Raw genomic sequence first — 21,658 nt, 5'->3', positions numbered from 1 at the left:
TGGCTGTGAGAAACCAATAAGCCGAGTTCTGTTCCGCCACACGGGCGGCGACAATCATTTATCTGGGACGCCCGTTGCCGAACGCCTCTAGCGACACTACCCGGAAGGTCGACGGGCCGCCTTACCCCTTCCCTATTTGGTCTTGCTCCATGTGGGGTTTACCCAAGCCGGCCGGTCACCCGACCGCTGGTGCGCTCTTACCGCACCTTTCCACCCTTACCGATCAGATCGGCGGTCTAAATTTCTATGGCACTGTCCCTGAGGTCACCCTCGCCGGACGTTATCCGGCACACTGCCCTGTGGAGCTCGGACTTTCCTCGCCTGTCGAGACAGACGCGATTGTCTCGGTTTCTCAAACCAACGGCAAGATTATACCACATATGGGGCTCAGGTGTCAAAAGTCCCCCTAACCCTTGTGGGATATGGGATGAGCGCCAACGATACGAACAGGGAATCCCTTTTACTGAGAAATTCTTTCATAAAAATTACTCATTCCATGCCGCTCCAACAATCTCACGTATGTTGGACATCTGATTCTCATGCAGATAGCGCCCCAAACCGTCGCAGATCTTCATTGTAACGGCCGGGTCGATAAAGTTCGCCGTCCCAACCGCCACGGCAGACGCGCCCGCGAGGAAGAACTCGACGGCATCCTGCCACGAGGAAATGCCGCCCATCCCGATGACGGGCAGGTGAACGACATGCGCCACATCCCAGACCATGCGCACGGCGACGGGCTTCACGGCAGGCCCGGAGAGACCGCCCGTGCGGTTGCCGAGCACGGGACACCGACGTTCGATATCGATCTGCATCCCGATGAGTGTGTTGATGAGCGAAATGATATCCGCCCCCGCCTCCTCGACGGCAAGCGCCATCTCCGTAATGCTCGTGACATTCGGCGAGAGTTTTGCAATCACCGGCTTTTCGGACGCCCCTTTGACCGCACGCACCACCTCTGCGGCTGCATGAGGGTCGGTGCCGAAGACAATGCCGCCCTCCCTGACATTCGGGCAGGAAATATTGATCTCGAGTGCAGCAACACCCGCGACGTTGAGACGCGCGGCGAGCGCCGCATAGTCCTCGACCGAGCTGCCCGAGATGTTGACGATGACGTTCATCTCATAGTGCTGAATGCGCGGCAGAATCTCCGTCAGGAAGACATCGACGCCCGGATTTTCGAGCCCGATGCAGTTCAGCATACCCTGCGGCGTCTCCGCAATGCGTACGCCGTCGTTACCACGTCGTGGGGCTAGTGTCGTCCCCTTCACCATAACGCCGCCGAGGCGCGCGAGATCGACGAAGTCCGCGAACTCCTCACCAAAGCCGAACGTGCCCGACGCCGTGAGGACGGGCGTCCGCATGTCGATCCCCGCGATATTCGTGCGCAGAAGTTCGTCATAGGGACGGCTCTGTGCATTATGAGGCATAGTACACCTCCCCCGCAGGAAAGACGGGACCGTCCTTGCAGACCTTGCGCCGTCCGCTGCGCGTGTCCACAGCGCAGGACAGGCACGCGCCGAGACCGCACGCCATGCGCTTTTCGAGCGATACCTCGCAGGGAACGCCATGCTCCGCCGCAATCGCGGCAACGCGTTCCATCATCACGGGCGGGCCGCAGACGGCAACGCCGTCATAGTCCCCATCCCGCAGCAGATCCGGCAGGAGTGTCGTCACAAAGCCCTGCGTGCCATACGAACCGTCATCCGTCGTGACAAAGCATTCGCGCACATGAGGACGGTAGATCTCCTCCCAGAAAAGTTCTTCCTTTGTGCGCCCGCCCATCAGAACGGAGACATTCGGATGCTCCGCCGCAAAGAAGAGGAGCGGCGTGAGCCCCATGCCGCCGCCGACGAGCAACGGATGCCGCAGCTCGGTCGTAAAGCCGCGTCCCAGAGGGCCGAGTACGGAGACGGAGCCGCCCGCCTCCGTGCCCGCCAGCGCCTCCGTGCCGCTGCCCACCTGTCGGTAGATGAGGCGAATCCAGCCCTCCGCGCGCGAGACCTCTGCGATGCCGAGCGGGCGGCGCAGATATCCGCCGCGCAGGGGCACGGAGACCTGCACGAACTGCCCCGGCAGGGAAGTTCGTGCGATCACGGGTGAGTCGAGCGTCAGAATATCGACCCCTGCAATCGGTGCTTCATGCGAAAGGATGCGTACCTCCTCGATTACCTTAGGCAAGGTCATCCCCTCCGCCGACATAGTCCTGTATCGCCAATGCATAGACGAGGCGGCGATTCCGCATGAACTCGAGCACACGCAGCACCTCCCACGCCGTATCGAGCGAGGTGAGGCAGGCAATGCCGTGCTCCACCGTGGCGCGGCGGATCTTGAAGCCGTCGCGCGCGGAGTGCTTGCCCTGCGTCAGTGTATTGATGACCATATTGATCTTGCCGCTCTTAATCATCTCGATGATGTCCGAGCTGCGCTCATGCACCTTGCCGACGACCTCCACATCAATGCCGAGCGAGGCAATCGCCTTTGCCGTTCCCTCCGTCGCCACGATGTCGAAGTTGAACTCGGAGAACGCCTTTGCCAGCTGCTTGAGCTCTTCCTTATCCTTGTTTGCAACGGTGAAGAGGAGGCACCCCTTCGTCGGAATGTTGAGCCCCGAGCCGACGATTGCCTTGTAGAGGGCGCGCGCGTAGTGATAGTCGAGGCCCATGACCTCACCCGTCGACTTCATCTCAGGCCCGAGGGAGATGTCGACATCCGTCATCTTTGCAAACGAGAAGACGGGTGCCTTGACCGCAACATAGGGACGCGGCGGAATCAGCCCGGAGTGGAAGCCGAGTTCCTTCAGCGTCGCCCCCATGGCGACCTGCGTTGCAACGCCCACCATATTGACGTTCGTAATCTTCGAGAGGAATGGCACCGTGCGGCTCGAACGCGGGTTGACCTCGATGATGAAGACCTCATTGCGCGCAACGACGAATTGGATGTTGAGCAGCCCCTTCACATGAAGGGCGACAGCAAGGCGCTTCGTGTAGTCGATGATCGTGTAGATCACGCGCGCGGGGAGGGTCTGCGGCGGATAGACCGCAATACTGTCCCCCGAGTGAATGCCGGCGCGTTCGATATGCTCCATAATGCCCGGGATAACGACATCCACCCCATCGGAAATCGCATCGACCTCGACCTCTGTGCCCTGCATATAGCGGTCAACGAGCACGGGGTGATCCGGCGTCACCTTGACCGCGCGGCTCATATAGTCGCGCAGTTCCTCCTCGTTGTAGACGATCTCCATCGCGCGCCCGCCGAGGACGTACGAGGGGCGCACCATCACGGGGTAGCCGATGCGCTCCGCCCCTGCGATGGCATCCTCGAGATTCGTCACGCTCAGCCCAACGGGACGCGAGATGCCCGTCTGCGTCAGCACCTCGTCGAATCGCTCGCGATCCTCGGAGCGGTCGATGTCGTTGACGGACGTGCCATAGACGCGCAGCCCTGCGCGCTCGAGTTCCGCCGCGAGGTTGATCGCAGTCTGCCCGCCGAACTGGACAATGACGCCGTCCGGCTTCTCCTTGTCCACGATGTTCAGCACATCCTCCACCGTCAGCGGCTCGAAGTAGAGGCGGTCGGAGATGTCAAAATCCGTGCTGACCGTCTCCGGATTGTTGTTGATGATGATCGCCTCGATCCCCATCTCACGCAGCGCCCATACGGAGTGCACGGAGCAGTAGTCGAACTCGACGCCCTGCCCGATGCGGATGGGGCCCGAGCCGAGCACAATCACCTTCTTGCGGTTGGAGACAGCGACCTCGTCCTCACTGCCGCGAAACGTGGAGTAATAGTACGGCGTCATCGCCTCGAACTCCGCCGCACAGGTATCGACCATCTTGTAGCACGGCAGGATATTGTGCGTACGGCGCATCGTGCGGATCTCGTCGCGCGTCTTATGCGTCAGCTCAGCGATGGAGGCGTCCGCAAGCCCCACCCACTTCGCCGCTGCGAGCAGCTTCGGCGTGAGCGGCGATGCGGCGAGCTCGTTCTCCACATCCGTGATATGTTTGATCTTGTGGATGAACCACTTGTCCACCTTCGTAATGTCTGAGATCTCATCGACGCTGAGCTTCCCGCGCCGCAGAGCCTCGGCAATGACGAAGATGCGCTCGTCGTTCACAGCGGAGAGCTGCTTTTCGATCCGCTCGTCATCCCAGTCCGCAAAGCGCTCCATATGGAGGCGGTTCACGCCGATCTCGAGTGAGCGCACCGCCTTGAGGATCGCTCCCTCGAAGCTGCGGTCGATGGACATGACCTCGCCCGTCGCCTTCATCTGTGTGCCGAGCGTATGGTCGGCGTAGATAAATTTATCGAACGGCCAGCGTGGGAACTTCACAACGCAGTAGTCGATTGTCGGCTCAAAGCACGCCTTTGTCTTCTTCGTCACGGAGTTGACAATCTCGTCGAGCGTGTAGCCGATTGCAATCTTCGAGGACACCTTTGCAATCGGATAGCCCGTCGCCTTTGAGGCAAGCGCCGAGGAGCGGCTGACGCGCGGATTGACCTCGATCACGTAGTATCTGTTGCTCTTCGTATCGAGTGCATACTGCGCGTTGCAGCCGCCCTCGATGCCCAGTTCGCGGATGATGCGGAGGCTCGCGCTGCGCAGCATCTGATACTCGTGATCCGTGAGCGTCTGTGCAGGAGCAACAACAATGCTGTCTCCCGTATGGACACCGACAGGGTCGAAGTTCTCCATACTGCAAACAGTGATGCAGTTGTCGTTGCCATCGCGAATGACCTCGAACTCGATTTCCTTCCATCCGGCAACGCTGCGTTCGATGAGCACCTGACCGATCATCGAGTAGTTCAGACCCTTGATGACGGTTGCGATGAGCTCTTCCTCATTCTCCGCAATGCCGCCGCCCGTGCCACCCATCGTATACGCAGGGCGTACAATGACAGGATATCCAATCTCGTTTGCAAATGCGACAGCCGCATGAACATCCTCGACAATCGTACTCTCGGGGATCGGCTCGCCGAGCTTTTCCATCGTCTCCTTGAACCGCTCGCGATCCTCCGCCTTTTCAATCGCCTCGAGCGACGTTCCGAGGAGCTCCACGCCATGCTGCGCCAGAATGCCCTTCTCGGCAAGCTGCACGGCGAGGTTCAGCCCCGCCTGTCCGCCGAGCGTTGCGAGCAGCCCGTCCGGTTTCTCCTTGGAGATGATCTCCTCCAGGAAGTCCACCGTCAGTGGCTCGATGTAGACGCGGTCAGCGATATTCGTGTCCGTCATGATGGTCGCAGGGTTGCTGTTGACGAGCACGACCTCCAGACCGTCCTCCTTCAGCGCGCGGCACGCCTGCGAACCGGCGTAGTCAAACTCCGCCGCCTGACCGATGATGATGGGGCCGGAGCCGATGACCATGACCTTCTTTAGATTTTCCTTGCGCGGCATACGTCACTCCCCCTTCATCAGATTCCAGAACTCATCAAAGAGATACATATTGTCGTCAGGCCCCGGCGCAGCCTCGGGATGATACTGCACCGAGAAGATCGGCAGCTCTGTGTGGCGCAGCCCCTCGATGGTATCGTCGTTCACATTCGTATGCGTCACGACGAGCGGCGTTCCCGCAAGAGAGTCGGGATCGACGGCGTAGCCGTGGTTCTGCGCGGAGATGTGTACCTTGCCCATCTTCAGATTCTTGACGGGCTGATTGCCGCCGCGATGTCCGAACTTCATCTTGTAGGTCTTTGCACCAAACGCGAGCGCGAGCAGCTGATGCCCGAGGCAGATGCCGAAGATCGGCTTCCTGCCCGCGAGTTTGCGCACCTCCTCCACGATCTCGGGCACATCCGTCGGATCGCCGGGGCCGTTCGAGAGAAAGACACCGTCGGGATTCAGCGCAAGCACCTCCTCGGCGCTCGTATGCGCGGGCACAACCGTCACCTTTGCCCCGATGCGGTTGATATTCCGGAGGATGCTGCGCTTGACGCCAAAATCCATTGCGACAATATGCGGCGCATTGGGCATCTCCGTCTCGAGCGTATAGACCTCGGGCGTCGTGACAATCTCCACGACATTGCGCGGCAATTCCTCTCCCTGCAGCGCTGCAATCTCGGACTCCGACATATTCGCGGGAACAATCACGCCCTTCATCGCGCCTGCAGAGCGGATATGACGTGTCACAGCCCTTGTATCAACATGGTAAATGCACGGAATATTGTTTTCCCGCAGAAAGTCCGTCAGGCTTTCCTCCGCCTGCCAGTTATTCGGCGCGTCGCAGAGCTCCCCGATGACAAAGCCGCGTACAAACGAGCGGCGGGACTGCATGAATTTCTCAGCCGCGCCGTAGTTCCCGATGAGCGGGTAGGTCATCGTGAGGATCTGCCCGCAGAACGAGGGATCGGTCAGACTCTCCTGATAGCCCGTCATCGTCGTGGTGAATACCACCTCACCGACCGCATGTGTTTCGCTGTCGAGCAGTTCGCCCGTATAGACCGAACCGTCCTCCAGAATCAATTTTCCTTTCATATGATAATGACCCCGTCCTTCATAACAATCTGCCCATCCACAACAGTCAGCACAGCCCTTCCCTTGAGCTCGCGCCCCGCAAAGGGGGAGTGTCTGCCGCGCGTATAGAAATTCTTCGGATCGACCGTCCAAATGAGCTCCGTATCAATGACCGTGACATCGGCGGGCGCCCCCTCGGCGAGCGTGCCCGCATTCAGCTTGAATACGCGCGCGGGCGCGCAGGTCATGCGCTCGATCAGCGTCTCCATCGGAATCCTCCCCGTGTGCACGAGATCGGTCAGCAGGACGCCGAGCGCCGTCTCAAGCCCCGGGAAGCCGCTCGGCGCGTAGATGTACTCGCGATCCTTCTCCTCGGGCGCATGCGGCGAGTGATCCGTGACGACCATGTCGATTGTGCCATCGAGCAGCCCCGCCACCATCGCCTCGACATCCTTTGCCGTGCGCAGCGGCGGGTTGACCTTCGTCGAGCTGTCGCGCGGGTCAACGCACTCGTCCGTCATCGTGAGATGATGCGGCGTGACCTCCGTTGTGACGCGCACACCGCGCGCCTTCGCCTCGCGCACAAGCTGCACAGCGCGCCCAGAGCTGATATGCGCGACATGAACGTGCGCGCCCGCATACTCGGCAAGCATGATGTCGCGCGCGACGGCAATATCCTCCGCCACAATCGGACGCCCCTTGATGCCGAGCATCGCGCTCCTGTGCCCCTCGTTCATCGCGCCGTCCTCAACGAGGGAGGGATCCTCCTCGTGATTGATGATCGCCTTATCGAACGGGACGAGATAGTCGTACGCACTCAGCAGCACCTTTGCCGACGGGTCGAAATGCCCGTCGTCGGAGAACGCCACCGCGCCCGCCTCGACCATGTCGCCGAGCTCCGCAAGCTCCTTGCCCTCCTGATTCTTCGTCACCGCACCGATGATCTCGATGTGGATGACGGCGACATCTTCCGCGCGCTTCTTGAGACTCGTGACAAGTGCCGCATCGTCCACCACGGGGCGCGTATTCGGCATCGTCGCAATCGTCGTATAGCCGCCCGCAGCACCCGCGCGTGATCCGGAGGCAAAGTCCTCCTTCGCCTCCTGCCCCGGCTCACGGAAATGCGTGTGCATATCGATGAGTCCGGGCGTGACAACCTTGCCGGACGCGTCGTACACCTCCGCCCCATCGGCGCTCAGATTTGCGCCGACCGCGCGAATCACACCGTCCTCGATGAGAACGTCACAGATTTCATTTCGCTTTGCGGCGGGATCGATCAGCCGACCGCCTTTCAGCAGCAGTGCCCCCATCAGGCCTTCCCTCCCATCAGAATCAATGTGAAGAGCGCCATGCGGATGGCGACCCCGTTTTTCACTTCCTCCTGTATGCGCGACTGCACACCGTAGGCGACGGACTCCGAGATTTCCCAGCCCTTGTTCATCGGCCCCGGGTGCAGCACGAGCGCGTCCTTGTCCGCCAGTGCCAGACGCTCGTCGTTCAGCCCGTAGATGCGCGCATATTCGCGTGTCGACGGGAAGAGCCCGCCCTTCATGCGCTCAAGCTGGATGCGCAGCACCTCGACCACATCCGCCCCCTCGACGGCATCCTCAATGCGGTCGTGGATCGTAATGCCCTCCTCCTCGTGGAGGAAACGCGGCAGGAGCGGGCGCGGCCCCGCAATGTGCACGTCCATGCCCATCTTGCGCATCGCCTGAATGTCCGAGCGCGCCACACGGCTGTGCAGCACATCGCCGAGAATGGCGACCTTCAGCCCCGCGAGCCGCCCCTTGTTCTCCTCGATCGTATAGAGGTTCAGCAGCCCCTGCGACGGATGTGCGTGCGCGCCGTCCCCCGCATTGACAATCACAGGAGACACGATGTCGGCGGCATATGCGGCAGAGCCCTCCGCCTTGTGCCGCATGACGATTGCGTCCACGCCCATCGCCTCGATCGTGTAGAGCGTATCGCGCAGACTCTCCCCCTTGACAATGCTCGACGAGCTCGCCGTGATATTCACGACATCCGCGCCGAGATACTTCCCCGCCAGCTCGAACGACGTGCGCGTGCGCGTGCTCGGCTCGTAGAACAGCGTGACGATCGCCTTTCCCCTCAGCGCCGGCACCTTCTTGATGTCACGGCCGACGATGTTCTTCATCTCGCGCGCCGTGTTCAGGATCAGACGAATCTCCTCCGCCGAAAAATCCTCGAGCGCAAGAACATCGCGACCCTTGAGTGATAACTCCTGACTCATGTGCATCCCCTTTCAACAAAAAAGCTTTCCCATGCCCAAAGAAAGGCATAAGAAAGCTTTGCATTCTAAAATTGGATAGACTGACTGCACAGTATATTTCATTGAAAACTCCCTTAAGGCCTCACAGGACCTCTTAAAAGGTGATATGTACGGAAGCACCGACGGATCAGCAGCTCCCTTTGTGCTCCCATTATAGCGTTTTCACCGCGAAAAATCAACCGCGCAGATTCAGATTTTCAAGCATATAACTACTCAACCGAAGTCATAATCTCACCGTTTCCAATCTCGAAGGTTACAACGCTTGAAAGCGCACTCTCGCCCGCAGGGGCAAGGAATTCAAACATGTAGCCGTATGTCCCGTCGCCAACCTCCTCGTCCGCCACTGTCGGATGACTGCCAATGCGGAACGTATCGACCTCCACCGGCATGAAGTCCTCGTCATCTCCCGAAATAGTCATGGCATAGTGAATCGTCGTCACACGGTCGCCGGGCTTCAGCCGGATGAGATTGCGGTCACTCATACCGTTTTTCTCCAAGCCGCGCCGTGCGCCGAGAATGTAATACTGCCCGTCATCGTAGCTGTAGGTGACCTGGAGATTGCACTCCATGCCATTCAGCTTGATCGGAATGGAGTAGAGATTGTAGTCGTCCCCCTCCTCCACGACCTCGATGAAGACGGGGTGCCCGTCGAGCATCGGCCATGTGCCGTCAAAATTATCCTTGAAAATCCCCCTGTCCCAATCTGCATCGATATTCACATCACTGCCGAGGTAGAGAATGATATCCTCCTCCGCGCCGATGTAGAGAAGATTGCAGTGGATACTGGAAAGGATGTCCATCTCCGCCGCACTCAGCCTGACGACGGCGTTGCCGTTTCGATCGACATCGACTGCGCGATCCTCGAACGCTTCCATTCCAAAGATATTTCTGCGCGTCGTAGGCAGTACGCCGATCCGCCCCGTATCGGGGGACGCGGCGAGAATGTCCCGGGCTTCTTCGGGCATCTCACCGTAGATCATGCAGTAGAGCAGACATTTCTGCGAAAGCAGCGCCGCATCCTGCTCCGCGTAGACAGAGAAGCCTTCCTCGTCCCCATCGTAGGAGTAGTAGGACGAAATGCCGCCGCCGCGTCTGCGGTAGTCGCCGTGCACCTTGTAGATACAGGTATCGTCAACCGCCTGTACGAGCGCCGCCCCGCTCGGCAGTTCGCGCGTCGTCTCCCGCGCCAGTCCCGCGAGATCGACCATATTCGCATAGCCCATCTCACGCGTATTGCCGCCGTAGTTCTCGGCACGCTGCGCCGCGCGGTCAAGCGCAGAGAAGAATGCGGGCGACAGACTGCCTGCCCGTGCGAGTGCCTCGCGGCTGTATGTCTCGTAGGCAGAGCGCAGCGCCGGCAGACGCGCGAGATCGATCACGGAGAGCGTCGCCTCCTCCTCCGTATCCTCCTCCACACATCCCGTCATATAAGTATCGCAGATCACCTCGCCGATGGCGGCACCGCCCATCGCGGGATTGGCAGCGAGCGCACCGACCCATGCGTCGTAGTTCCAACCGTTGCCCGGCTCCATCTCCTCCGACGCCACCATATAGCGCGCATAGCCCTCGAGCGCCGCCGCCGTCTCGTAGCTTGCCATCAGACAGGCATCGAAACCGACGACCTCGAACGGCGGCTCTGCCGGATTCGCGCCATAGACCGCAGAGAATGCCTCATGTATATCGTTGAGACGCAGCATATTCTCCGTCCGTTCATCGGCACAGACACCCGCAGCGCTTCCGCCGCCATGATCCCAGAACACGAATACATTGTGATCGGCAGAGAAGTTCTCCCTGCCATAGCGCAGGAAATTCTCCAACGTCCGCGCATTGCCCATATCGGCGTTCTTCATCGTGTCAAGCTGATGGAGTCCGTCCGAATCGTAGAGATAGAGATTCCCCACATTGGAGCGGAACATATCGTTCTGCCATTCACGCGTCCCGCCCGCGAGGATCAGCACGCGCACATTCGGCGGCAGCTCCGTCTCGAGCAGCTCCTCGATATCTGCCGAGGCAGCGCCGTACTCCGACTCGAGATCCGAGCCGCAGACGTACCACGAGATAAGCCAAGAGTCATCGCTGCTGTAAACATTTGGAAAACGCGACCCCGCCTTGGTCACCTCTTCATCCGCACAGCTCGAAAAAATGAGCGTAATGAACAAGAATGTGAGCACAAGGCGCAACGTACGAAAACGCTCCTGCATACTGACTGCATCTCCCTTCATTTTTTGAATGCTTCTTTAATTATTGCAAAAAAAAAGACTTCCCACAATAGAATTACGGAAAGTGACGATTTCTTACATGAAAGTGATGGATTTAGGGAATCGCTGATAAAATGAAGTCCGTCAGATTGGCGCAGATTTTTTCGTCCGAACGAGGAGGCAAACCGGACGCAGAGTGGGGCTCTGTGGAGGATTTGCCGACGAAGTGCGGGCAAAAAAGATGCGCTAAGATGGCGGTGCTGAATTTATCAGTGCTTCCCTAGAACAGAGGTACAAGAAAAATCCATTCTAATCGACATTTAACGGATAATAATTTGTAAAGTACATCACTTTCCTGTATGATTGCATCACTTTCTGTAAATCTATTGCAATCCTCCCCCCATTTTGTGATAATGCGTTTGGGAATCGCAGATGTTATCAGTGCTTCCTTAGTGTCATAATGATATTATCAAAGGAGAGATACCAATGAAGAAATGGATGAAGGCATGTGCGGTCGTGGCTTCCTGTGCATTCATGCTCGGCACGATGGGCATCGCCTCGGCTGACGAGTACGAGTACGAGGGCTACGACGAAAACGGCAACTACGTCTATGCTGTCGCAGACGATGAAGGAAACGTCGCTGCTGTTGCTGTGGACGAGGACGGAAACTACGCCGTCTACGCCGAGGATGACGAAGGCAACTACTACCAGGAGACCGGCTACTGAGAAGGTCGTCCAATTACACCACGAACAAAAAAGCCCCCCATGTGGGGGTTTTTTTCGTGGTCAAATTCTCTCCGCCAGCCGCTCTGCGAGGAGGGTGTAGCGGCGGCGTGTGCGGTCGTTGCTGACCGCCGCAAAGAGCGCCGTGCGGTCGCCGACGATGATGACGCCCTTCTTCGCACGCGTGACGGCGGTGTAGAGCAGGTTGCGCTGCAGCATGATGTGATGCGCGCGCACGAGCGGCAGGATCACGATGTCGTACTCGCTGCCCTGACTCTTGTGCACGCTCATCGCATAGGCGAGCGTGAGTGCGCCGAACTCATCGCGCGTATAGGGAATGTCCATATCCTCCGCAAAGGTCACAACCATGTGCTCGGAGTCAATCCGCGTGATGCGCCCGATGTCGCCGTTGAATACGTTCTTCGTGTAGTCGTTCCGCGTCTGCATGACCTTGTCGCCGAGGCGGAAGCCCAACGCCTCATCCTTGCCCGTGCCCGCAGGATTGAGCGCATTCTGCAAACTGCGGTTGAGCAGATCGACGCCGCACGCCTCGCGCCGCATGGGCGAGAGCACCTGCAGATCCATGAGCCCCGTCCCCGCGCGCAGCAGCCGCGTGCAGAGCGCAACGACCTGCGCGGCGGCGTCCTCGCTCGAGACGGCGGGGACAAAGGTGAAATCCGCCTCGGTAAACGAGGGCACGCGCCCCGCGTTGATCGCGTGTGCGTTCAGCACGATTGTACCCGTATTGTTCTGGCGAAAGATCTCCGTGAGGCGGACGCTCGGAATGACCTGCGAGCGCAGGATGTCCTTGAGCACGGAGCCGGGGCCGACGGCGGGCAGCTGATCCACGTCGCCGACAAGGATCACGTGCGTACCGGGAAGAACTGCGGTAAGGAGATGCTGCATAAGCACAATGTCCATCATCGACACCTCGTCGATGATGATGACATCCGCCTCGAGCTGCGTCTCAGCGTCGCGCCCGAAGCGCATCTCGCCGTCCTCCCGCCCCTGTGCCTCGAGCATGCGGTGCACGGTCGCGGCAGGGCAGCCCGTCGCCTCCGCGAGTCGCTTCGCCGCGCGCCCTGTCGGCGCTCCGAGCAGAATCTCAAGCCCCTGTGCGCCGAGGATGTCGATCATGCTGCGCACAACGGTGGTCTTGCCCGTACCGGGACCGCCCGTCAGGACGAGGACGCCGTGCGTGAGCGCGGCAACGACCGCCTCGCGCTGTGCGGGGGCAAGGCTGACCGCATGAGCTGCCTCCCATGCGGCAACGAGAGACTCCGCATCGTGCACATGAATGTGATCCGCCTTCTTCTGCAGCATGAGGAGAAGGCGTGCCGTCATTTCCTCCGCCTTATAGAGCTGCGGCGCGTAGATCAGCCGCTCCCCCATCTCATCCACGGCGTAGAGGCGGCTCATCTTCACCTCGCGGCTGATGATCTCCATGACCTCGCTCCGCGCAACGCCGAGCCGCTGCGCCGCGCGATCCGCAAGCATGGATTCGGGGATGCAGCAGTGCCCGCCCGAGGAGATCTGCGTGAGCTCATAGGAGAGCCCCGCCGCAATGCGCTCGGAGGAATTCTTCTCCCATCCTGCGGCGACGGCGATGGTATCTGCCGTGATAAAGCCGATGCCGTCGATCTCCTGCGCGAGGCGGTAGGGTGCCTTCTCCATCACCTCAATGGCGAGTGAGCCGTACGCCTTGAAAATGCGCGTGGCATATGCACCCGTGACGCCGTGCTCCTCGAGCCAGAGCATGATGTCCCTGAGCTCGGACTGCCTCATATAGGAGGCGACAATCTTCTCCACGGTCTTCGGCCCGATACCCGCGACCTCTCTCAGGCGGCTCGGCGCGCGCTCGATGACCTGCAGCGCCTCCGCGCCGAATCGCTCCACAATGCGTCGCGCCATCGCAGGACCGACGCCGTCGATCGTGCCGGAGGCGAGAAAGCGCTCAATGCCCGCCGCACTCGTGGGCGCACTCACGCGCATGCGCTGCGCCTGGAACTGCCGCCCGAAGCGCGGATGCGTGACCCAGCTGCCCGTGAGGTGTATCTCCTGACCGACGAGGGGCGCCGCCCCGCGCACCGTCGCGGTGCACTTCCCCTGCTGCGCGAGGCGCAGACGAAAGACGGAGAACGCGCCGTCCCCTGCGGAAAAGATGATATGATCGACAACACCTGTCAGCTCTTCCTCGGCGGAGTGAAAGCCAAGATTTTGCTGAAATTCCATGTCACGCCTCCGTCAGCTGTTCCCACTTCTCATAGCGCTGCATGATCTCGAGCTCCTTTGCCGCATACGCCTCGGCAATCGCGCGGCTGCGCGCGGGATCGAGCTGGGTCTCTGGTCGGTTCATCTCGTACTCGAGCCCCTTCAGCTCCGCCTCCGCCATCGCGATCTCCGCCTCCGTGCGCTCGAGCATCTCCTGCCGTCGCGCCGCAGGAATGGCGCTGTGCACAGCCGCCTTGGGCGCCGTCTTCTCCGCACGCGGCTGTTCCTGTGCGGGGGCGGAGCGTTCCCTCTTCTCCGCAGGGCGCTCCTCTGCCGCCTCCTCCGCCTCGGCTTCCTTCTTCATCAGATAGTAACTGTAGTTGCCGAGATACTCCGTGATCTTTCCGTCACTCAGCTCGAGCGTGCAGTTCGCCGTCTTATCGAGAAAATAGCGGTCATGCGACACGGCGATGAACGTCCCCGGAAACGCCATCAGCGCCTCCTCGACCGCCTCGCGCGCAGGGATGTCGAGATGGTTCGTCGGCTCATCCAGTACAAGGAAATTTGCGCCCGTCAGCATGAGCTTCAGAAATGCCACGCGCGCCTGCTCACCGCCCGAGAGTGCCCCGATGAGCCGCTGCACGTCGTCGCCGTGGAAGAGAAACGCACCCAGATAGCCGCGCGCCGTCTCCTCGTCCAGTCCGTACGTATAGCAGATCTCATCGAGTATCGTCTTGGAGGGATCAAGCCCCTCGTGCTGCTGAGAGAAATAGCCGATCTTGACGCGGCTGCCGATCTTCACGCGCCCGCCCGCCTCAAGCTCGCCGACGAGAATCTGCAGGAGCGTCGTCTTGCCGACGCCGTTCTCCCCGATCAGCGCCACGCCGTCGCCCTTGCGGATGAGGAGCGAAATGCGGTCGAGCACGCGCGCCCCGCCGGGATAGGCGAACGTGATGTCCTCCATCTCTGCCACGCGCTGCGCGCACTCCGTCGGCTTTGTAAAGGCGAAATACTTGAAGCGCGCCGCCTCGGGCGGGAGCACAATGCGCTCGAGGCGGTTCAGCTGACTCTGCCGCCCGCGCGCCTGCTTTGCCTTAATCCCTGCGCGATAGCGGCTGATGTACTCCTCCGTCTTCCTGATCTGCGCCTGCTGCTTCTCATAGGCGCTCAGGAGTGCCGCGCGGCGGTCGTTCTTCACGCGCATATAGTGCGTGTAGTTGCCCGTGTACGCCGTCACCTCCGCGTGGTCGAGTTCCAGAATGCGCGTTGCAACGCGGTCGAGGAAATAGCGGTCATGCGAGATCAGGAGGACGCCGCCGCGATAGGACTGCAGGAACTTTTCGAGCCACTCGATCATGCCGATGTCGAGATGGTTCGTCGGCTCATCGAGGAAGAGAAAGTCCGGCTCACGAAGGAGCGCCTTCGCCAGGCAGATACGCGTCGTCTGCCCGCCCGAGAAATGGCGCACATCCTTCGCAAGATCCGCCTCGGAGAAGCCGAGCCCAAACGCCACGCGGCGAATGCGGCTCTCGAAGTCGTAGCCGTCCATCGCCTCGAAGCGCGTCACGAGATTCCCGTATGCGGCAAGCTCCTCTGCGCCCGCTGCCCCCGCCGCAATCGCGTGCTCCATGCGCTCCTTCTCCGCACGGAGCGCAATGAGGTCGGAGAACGCGCTGCGCAGCTCATCGTAGAGCGTATCGTGTGTGAACGCCGCCTGCTGCTCGACATAGCCGACCGTGTCCGCGCGATCCATCACGATCTGCCCGCCGTCATGCTCCTCGCGTCCGAGCAGGATGCGCATGAGCGTCGTCTTGCCCGTGCCGTTCGCGCCGACCAGCCCCACCTTGTCCCCGCGCTGCACCTCGAAATTCACATGCGAAAAGAGCGTACGTATGCCGTACGCCTTTTCGAGACCAATGACCTTCAAACTCCCCATATCACTCTTCTCCATCCTCGTGCACAGCCTCGGGGCGATAGTCGCGCCCGATGATGACAATCGCCTGTCGCTCACCCGCCCCGTCGACGGGCATGATGACGCAGGTGAACGGCATGCCGTAGAATTGATTCACGTGTTCCTCTGCCGTCATAACGGCAGTCTTGGGACGATCAGACGCATTCCCCGTCTCCACACTCGATATGCGGAATCCCCTTGCGCGCAGTGCATCCGCAATCTCCGCGCCCGCACCGTCGATCCCGCTCGCATTGATAATCATAACGGAGATATCGTCCGCACTCGTGCTTTCATTGCTGCGCTCCTTGGCGCTCTCCTTGGGCGGTGCAGCTTCCTGCCGCTCCTGCTCCTGCGCCTGCTCTGTTTCCTTTTTCTGCGCCGCATTGCGCTCTGCACGCTGCGCGCCGATCACGCGGTCGCCCTCTGCGAGCAGCTCCTCGGATGATGGCAGCAGCGCCTTTTCATCCTCCTCTGCCATGATCCGCAGCCGCTCCGGCATATCCTTCCGATAGGCGCCAGCGTCCTTCTCCGCCGCCTCCTGCATACGCTTGGACATCTCCTTGCCCACACCTGCAAAGAGCGCCCTGCGCGTCTCCACGAGGTCGGGAATCCAATAGCTCACATCGCCGAGATAGGCAGGCGTCCCCGCGACCATCTGCATGGAGATGCCGCCCTCCTCCATGTCCCTCAGCCGCGCCGCGAGGGTCAGCAGCTGACGCGTCGTCAGATCCGTATCGACCGCATTCTTCACCTCATCCACGACCGCTGCAAGGCGCGGGAGCACCTGCGGCGAGAGGAACTGCGCCAGGAGTGCGCGCATGAAATGCTGCTGCCGACCAATGCGCCCGATGTCGCCCTCGCCGTCGCGATAGCGCACGTACTGTATCGCCTGTGCGCCGTCCATATGCTGCTCCCCCGCCTGCAGGTCGATCACGAGACCGCCGTTGTCGTCCCACGGATCCTCGTAGTACATCCGCTTCTCGACATCGATGTCCACGCCGCCGACCGCATCCACAATCCGCTCGAACGCCGAGGTGTCGATCAGGATGTAATGCGTGACGGGAACGCCCACGAGTGCGCTGACCGAGGCGAGCGTCATCTCGTGCCCGCCGAACGCATAGGCATGGTTGATCTTGTCGTAGCCGTAGCTGCCGACCTCAATGCGCGTATCGCGCGGGATCGAGAGCAGCGCCGCGCGCCCATGCTCCTCATCGACGGCGGCAAGCATCAGCGTATCGCTGCGGCCGACATCCTCTTCCCTGTGATCGACCCCCATGATGAGCACATAGCCGAGCTCATTCTCCGGCAGATCGGCGAATGCATTCACATCGCGCAGCGAGCCGGACATAAAGTATGTACTCGCATAGTAGATACCGCAGACGAGCAGAAAGGACAGCGCGAATACGCCCCCCGCATATTTGATGAACGTGCTGCTCTGCACCGCATGAGATCCTTTTTCCTGTGACAATCCGTATATCGTCCTCTCCCGATAAATTGTTACCAGTATAACAAAAACAGAAGTTCCATGCAAATATAAAGACAAAGGGCTGTCGCACGTAGTCGTTTGACTCGTACAACAGCCCTTTGTCAGTATTGCCCGGACGTCCAAAGCGCCCCTCAGTCGAGGCGCACGCCCTCAATGCTAATATCGCGTGCCGCCGCAAAGCGATAGATGCCGAGCGTTGCCGTCGGAATGGGACGCGGCAAGCCGAATACATAGACCTCCTGCTCGAAGCCCATATCAAAGCGCGGCGCGGCATTCTGTACGAGCGAGGCGATGAGTCCGCCCGGCAGTGCTGCGGCATGGATGGTGAAGGCAGTCGCGTTGCCCGCCGCCTGCCCAATGCGGTAGTTGCCGAGGATGCCGTCACTCGTGCTGCCAATGCGCCCCGTAACGCCATAGCTGCCCGGCGTATCGGTATTCGTCAGCGTCGTGCCAAATGTGATGCCGTCCGCACCGAATACGCGCTCGTCCTCACCGTCCGCGAAGCCATCCGCGCGTCCCGTAAAGGATGGCAACGGCGCGCCCTGCACAATGCTCTGCGCGTCGGCGGTGAGCGTCAGCGTGCGCGGCGTGATTGTGCCTGTGCCCGTGAGCGTCGCTGTATTCAGACGATAGTTGCCCGCGCCCGCGCCCGTGAGGGTCAGCCCCGTGTAGTTCACCGCGTGCGTGCCGACGTTCTTGTCCGCATAGCTGCCCGTGCCCGTGCTCGTGACCGTGATGCCCGCGCCCTCGCCGTCCGCAAAGTTCGAGAGGGTATAGTTCTCGCCCTTTTTCAGCGCGTCGCCTGCATTGGTTGTGCCGTCGTATACCTTGTCAAAAGTCTGCCCCGCCACAGCAGCAAGCGTCAGCGCACGCGGCGCGATCGTGCCTGTGCCTGTGAGCGTGGTCCTGTTCAGCGTGTAGTTGCCCGCGCCCGTGCCCGTGAGGGTCAGCCCGCCAAAGGTGACGGCTTTGTCTGCGGCGGCATTCTTGTCCGTGTATGTGCCCGTGGCGGCGGCGAGTGCGAGGTGGTCACCCTCCGTGCCGACAAAGCCCGTGAGGGTATAGTTCGTCCCCTTTGTGAGCGACTGGTCGACCCTGTTGTTTCCATCGTAGGTCTTGTCAAAGCGTGCGCCGCTCGTGAGTGCAAGGTTGAGCTGCTTCGGCGTAATCCTGCCCGCACCCTGCGCGGTGTTCGCGATGCTATAGTTCCCCGCGCCCGTGCCTGTGAGCTGAACACCCGTGTAGGTGACCTTGTTCGCCCCTGCGACATTCTTGTCGTTGTAGGTCGCGCCCGCAGCGGTCGCTGTGACAAGGTTCTCCTCGCCCGCGACGAGATTGCCGAGCGTCGCATGGAACTTCGATGCGTCAGCCGCAGTATTGCCGTTGTAGGTCTTGCTCTGCGCCCCGACGGTGCCAATGGTCAGCGCACGCTTTGCGATCGTGCCCGCGCCCTGCGCCGTGGTGGCGGCAAGCGTGTAGTTCCCGGCATCCGAACCCGCGAGACCGACACCCGTGTAGTCGATCCTGCTTGCCCCGGCGACGTTCTTGTCGTTGTACGCCGCACCCGTGGCGGTCGCCTTCACATCGTCACCCGCGATGGCATTGGTGAGTGCCGCGCCGAACTTCGATGCGTCAGCGGCGGTTGTACCATCGTAGGTCTTACTCTGCGCCGCGACTGCGCCGAGGGTCAGCGCACGCCGCGCGATCGTGCCGATGCCCGTGAGCGCAGTCTTGTCGAGTGTGTAGTTGCGCGCGCCCGTGCCTGTGAGCGTCAGCCCGTTAAAGGTGACGGTTTTGTCTGCGGCGGCATTCTTGTCGCTGTATGTGCCTGTGGAGGAAGCGAGTGCGATGCCCGTGCCCTCGCTGCCGACAAAGCCCGTGAGGGTATAGTTCGTCCCCTTCGTGAGCGACTGCGTGACGTTTGCATTGCCGTCGTAGGTCTTATCAAAGCGCGTGCCGCCCACGAGGTCGAGCGTCAGCTGCTTCGGCGTGATTGTCCCCACGCCCCGCGCCCTTGTGATGGTATAGTTCTTCGCACCTGTGCCTGTGAGCGCGAGATTTTGGAACGTCACTTCCTTATCCCTGCCTGCGTTCTTGTCCGCATACTTGCCCGTGACAGCACCCGCCAGTTCGACATCTGAGCCATCGCTGCCGACAAAGCCACCGAGATTATAGTGCTGCCCCTTCGTGAGCGTCCGCGTGGCGGTATCTAGCCCCCCGTCATAGGTCTTGTCAAAGCGCGTGCCGCTCGTAAAGCCGAGCGTCAGCTCCTTCGGCTTGACCGTGTACGCGCCGCCGATGATGTCATACTGCTCGCTGTAGGCATGATATGTGCCGGCATCCTTCCCTGCCGTCCATGTGATGCCGTCGCCGCCCGCAATCGTCGGAGCCGTGCCGTCGTAGACACTCTCACGGTTTGCAAGGTGCTTCGTCCGGAGGAATGCCTTGAGCAGCGGCATGGTCTTGCCGTCGTAGATGCGCCACGGCGTCCTCTTGCCGCCCTCGGTGGCAACGTCACTGCCCCATTTCGCGTATGTCGCCGCCTTCTTCATATCGTCCAGACTGTGCTCTTGGACATCGTCCACTGTAGTATTTCCCTGATTTTTGCCGATGCCGTTCTGGATCAGAGCGCCGCTCCCATTCGTTGCACTGCCCTCCTTCCATACGGCATGGCTGAGCGTGCTACCATCCAAAAGTCCCACAACGCCGCCGACTTGCGAATCCGTCTGTCCCGTTCTTTGCTCCACGGTTCCCATCTGCACGGCGTTCTGAACGCGGCTGTTTGCCTCTACCGATCCCGCAATGCCGCCGAGCATCTCATTTCCTAAGACCTTGCCCGCATTCCGGACGTTCTGAACGGTGGAGTTTTGAATCATATATCCCACAATGCCGCCGACAGACTTGTGCCCTTCGACTGTGCCCTCATGGTAGACGTTCTCAAGGGTACTTCGTTGTAGCGTTCCCACAATGCCGCCGACCACAGTATCGCTTCCATAGACCTCACCGCTGAAGGAGACGTTCCGTACGACACACGAATAGTCTGCAGCTCCCACAATGCCACCGACATCCTTCTCTCCCGACACGGAGGCACCCTTCAGGGAGACATTCTCGACGATTGCGTGCTCGATGTATGCGAACATCCCGCGAGAATACCCCCCGAAACTATCGGTCGGTGGCTTAATGGTAAGCCCCGTGATCGTGTGCCCTACGCCGTCAAATCGTCCCGTAAAGGCCCCCATGCTATTATCAGAACTGCCAATCGGCTGAAAGCCCCCATCCCAGTCCTGTGTCTCACTTGCCGCGATGTCATTCGCGAGCATATATCTGCCGATAATCTTCTTATCCGACCCGGTAACTGCTGCATTCACCCGATTCGCGTCCATGTGCTGCAGCTCGTAGACATCATGCACGCGCATATAGTCATAGTCCGTATGCGCATCGGTGCCGTTCAACTTTTTGACATCCCAGCCGCGTGATTTTGCAGATGCGGCATGATGCGCGACATTCGTGCTCGCATAGTCGGAGACCATCTTCGAGGAAGTTGAGCCGTTTATGGTGAAGTTCCGCGTCGTGGTATTGGCGACATCGTAGCCGATATGCGGCGTTTCCTCGCTGCGGATGGTGACGTTCGTCCCCGTGAGCGCCGTGCCGTTTGTGTCCGTGACCGCATCCGTGTTGAGGACTTTGACGTTCTTGCCCTCGATGTAGAGTTTGCTCGCCTTTACCGTACCGAGGTTCAGCACGTCGCCCATCTGTGCGGTGGCGGAGAGGGGGCTTGTGCCGTTTGCCTTGAATGTGTTCGTCGCTGCGGCAATGTCAGCGGGATTCGCCGTCGAGAGGTAGAGTGCGCCCGTATTGACCTCAGAGCCCTTCGCGAAGAGGATGCCGTGCGGGTTGACGAGGTAGACGTTCCTGCCGCCCTCGATCTTGCCGTAGATGTTCGACGCGCCCTCGCCCGTGACGAGGTTCAGATAGTCGCGCGTCTTTGCGCCGCCGTCAAATTTTACCGTCTCGTCCTTTTCGACGGAGAAGTCCTCCCATTTGAGGATATTGTGCTCGGTCTTGCCCACGATGTTCATGGTCTTGTCGGCGGTAGTGATATTCGCCTCTCCCGCATTCGCTGTGGCGTTCGCGCCCTCGATGGGCAGAGCATACGCCGTCTGCGCGGCAAAGGGGGCGGCGAGTGCGCCCGCAACGAGGGCACAGAGGAGTTTGCGGCGCAGCTGTTTGTTCGATGTTGTTTTCATTTCCTTTATCCTTTCTCTAGCATTATTTTGCTGTATGCTTTTCGTTCATTATGTCCAATCGCTCAAGGCGCCCCTACCGTCACGCTGCGCGTGCCACC

The 21,658-nt window shown here is 60.4% G+C and carries 12 protein-coding genes and 1 other RNA gene; 1 reads left to right on the top strand and 12 read right to left on the bottom strand.

Going from position 1 to position 21,658, the window contains the following annotated elements; genetic code table 11:
• Window positions 1-2: 2 nt before the first annotated feature.
• The 8 genes from rnpB to AXF19_RS10485 all read right to left on the bottom strand — a co-directional run bounded on the left by rnpB (window position 3) and on the right by AXF19_RS10485 (window position 10,966).
• Window positions 3-355, bottom strand: an RNA gene (rnpB, locus tag AXF19_RS10520) — RNase P RNA component class A.
• A 130-nt stretch (window positions 356-485) separates the two neighbouring features.
• A complete protein-coding gene (locus AXF19_RS10515) occupies window positions 486-1,427 on the bottom strand; it encodes a dihydroorotate dehydrogenase (protein ID WP_066848555.1) in 942 nt (313 codons plus the stop codon).
• The gene (locus tag AXF19_RS10510) at window positions 1,417-2,199 is read right to left on the bottom strand and encodes a dihydroorotate dehydrogenase electron transfer subunit (RefSeq protein WP_066850228.1); all 783 of its coding nucleotides are present in this window, start codon (window positions 2,197-2,199) and stop codon (window positions 1,417-1,419) included. Before AXF19_RS10510 ends, AXF19_RS10515 begins: the two co-directional genes overlap by 11 nt.
• Window positions 2,171-5,398 carry a carbamoyl-phosphate synthase large subunit gene (carB, locus tag AXF19_RS10505; RefSeq protein WP_066848552.1) on the bottom strand — a complete coding sequence of 1,076 codons (3,228 nt, stop codon included), beginning with the start codon at window positions 5,396-5,398 and terminating at the stop codon, window positions 2,171-2,173. The genes AXF19_RS10510 and carB overlap by 29 nt, the downstream gene beginning before the upstream one ends.
• 3 nt (window positions 5,399-5,401) lie before the next feature.
• On the bottom strand, window positions 5,402-6,475 hold the full coding sequence (carA, locus tag AXF19_RS10500; RefSeq protein ID WP_066848549.1) for a glutamine-hydrolyzing carbamoyl-phosphate synthase small subunit: 1,074 nt from the start codon (window positions 6,473-6,475) through the stop codon (window positions 5,402-5,404).
• Window positions 6,472-7,764: a dihydroorotase gene (locus tag AXF19_RS10495; RefSeq protein WP_066848547.1), complete on the bottom strand. Its 1,293-nt coding sequence runs from the start codon at window positions 7,762-7,764 to the stop codon at window positions 6,472-6,474. The genes carA and AXF19_RS10495 overlap by 4 nt, the downstream gene beginning before the upstream one ends.
• The gene (locus AXF19_RS10490) at window positions 7,764-8,711 is read right to left on the bottom strand and encodes an aspartate carbamoyltransferase catalytic subunit (RefSeq protein WP_066848545.1); all 948 of its coding nucleotides are present in this window, start codon (window positions 8,709-8,711) and stop codon (window positions 7,764-7,766) included. The genes AXF19_RS10495 and AXF19_RS10490 overlap by 1 nt, the downstream gene beginning before the upstream one ends.
• A 242-nt stretch (window positions 8,712-8,953) precedes the next feature.
• Window positions 8,954-10,966, bottom strand: coding sequence for a clostripain-related cysteine peptidase (locus AXF19_RS10485; RefSeq protein ID WP_237141596.1), 2,013 nt, complete (start codon window positions 10,964-10,966; stop codon window positions 8,954-8,956).
• 462 nt (window positions 10,967-11,428) lie between these two features.
• On the opposite strand from AXF19_RS10485, the gene AXF19_RS10480 reads away from it, so the two are divergent.
• Window positions 11,429-11,668: a hypothetical protein gene (locus AXF19_RS10480; RefSeq protein ID WP_066848543.1), complete on the top strand. Its 240-nt coding sequence runs from the start codon at window positions 11,429-11,431 to the stop codon at window positions 11,666-11,668.
• A gap of 60 nt (window positions 11,669-11,728) precedes the next feature.
• Here the strand turns inward: AXF19_RS10480 and recD2 are convergent, their stop codons facing one another.
• The 4 genes from recD2 to AXF19_RS10460 all read right to left on the bottom strand — a co-directional run bounded on the left by recD2 (window position 11,729) and on the right by AXF19_RS10460 (window position 21,560).
• Window positions 11,729-13,897, bottom strand: coding sequence for an SF1B family DNA helicase RecD2 (gene recD2 / locus AXF19_RS10475; RefSeq protein WP_066848541.1), 2,169 nt, complete (start codon window positions 13,895-13,897; stop codon window positions 11,729-11,731).
• A 1-nt stretch (window position 13,898) separates the two neighbouring features.
• Window positions 13,899-15,812: an ABC-F family ATP-binding cassette domain-containing protein gene (locus AXF19_RS10470; protein ID WP_066848539.1), complete on the bottom strand. Its 1,914-nt coding sequence runs from the start codon at window positions 15,810-15,812 to the stop codon at window positions 13,899-13,901.
• A 1-nt stretch (window position 15,813) separates the two neighbouring features.
• Entirely contained in the window at window positions 15,814-17,295 is a 1,482-nt protein-coding gene (locus AXF19_RS10465) for an LCP family protein (RefSeq protein ID WP_066848536.1), read from the bottom strand.
• A 149-nt stretch (window positions 17,296-17,444) separates the two neighbouring features.
• Entirely contained in the window at window positions 17,445-21,560 is a 4,116-nt protein-coding gene (locus AXF19_RS10460) for a YDG domain-containing protein (protein ID WP_066848533.1), read from the bottom strand.
• Window positions 21,561-21,658: the final 98 nt, after the last annotated feature.

This window comes from Selenomonas sp. oral taxon 126, from assembly GCF_001683335.1.
Lineage (GTDB): Bacteria > Bacillota > Negativicutes > Selenomonadales > Selenomonadaceae > Centipeda.
Note: the sequence above shows the minus strand (reverse complement) of the source record. Positions and strands in the feature narration are given on the sequence as shown.

Bases quoted from the DNA above. Each gene is read 5' to 3' on its own strand.
- AXF19_RS10470 (WP_066848539.1), bottom strand. From the start codon at position 15,812: ATGGGGAGTTTGAAGGTCATTGGTCTCGAAAAGGCGTACGGCATACGT.
- AXF19_RS10485 (WP_237141596.1), bottom strand. From the start codon at position 10,966: ATGAAGGGAGATGCAGTCAGTATGCAGGAGCGTTTTCGTACGTTGCGC.
- AXF19_RS10480 (WP_066848543.1), top strand. From the start codon at position 11,429: ATGAAGAAATGGATGAAGGCATGTGCGGTCGTGGCTTCCTGTGCATTC.
- AXF19_RS10515 (WP_066848555.1), bottom strand. From the start codon at position 1,427: ATGCCTCATAATGCACAGAGCCGTCCCTATGACGAACTTCTGCGCACG.
- AXF19_RS10510 (WP_066850228.1), bottom strand. From the start codon at position 2,199: ATGTCGGCGGAGGGGATGACCTTGCCTAAGGTAATCGAGGAGGTACGC.
- AXF19_RS10460 (WP_066848533.1), bottom strand. From the start codon at position 21,560: ATGAAAACAACATCGAACAAACAGCTGCGCCGCAAACTCCTCTGTGCC.
- recD2 (WP_066848541.1), bottom strand. From the start codon at position 13,897: ATGGAATTTCAGCAAAATCTTGGCTTTCACTCCGCCGAGGAAGAGCTG.
- carA (WP_066848549.1), bottom strand. From the start codon at position 6,475: ATGAAAGGAAAATTGATTCTGGAGGACGGTTCGGTCTATACGGGCGAA.
- carB (WP_066848552.1), bottom strand. From the start codon at position 5,398: ATGCCGCGCAAGGAAAATCTAAAGAAGGTCATGGTCATCGGCTCCGGC.
- AXF19_RS10495 (WP_066848547.1), bottom strand. From the start codon at position 7,764: ATGGGGGCACTGCTGCTGAAAGGCGGTCGGCTGATCGATCCCGCCGCA.
- AXF19_RS10490 (WP_066848545.1), bottom strand. From the start codon at position 8,711: ATGCACATGAGTCAGGAGTTATCACTCAAGGGTCGCGATGTTCTTGCG.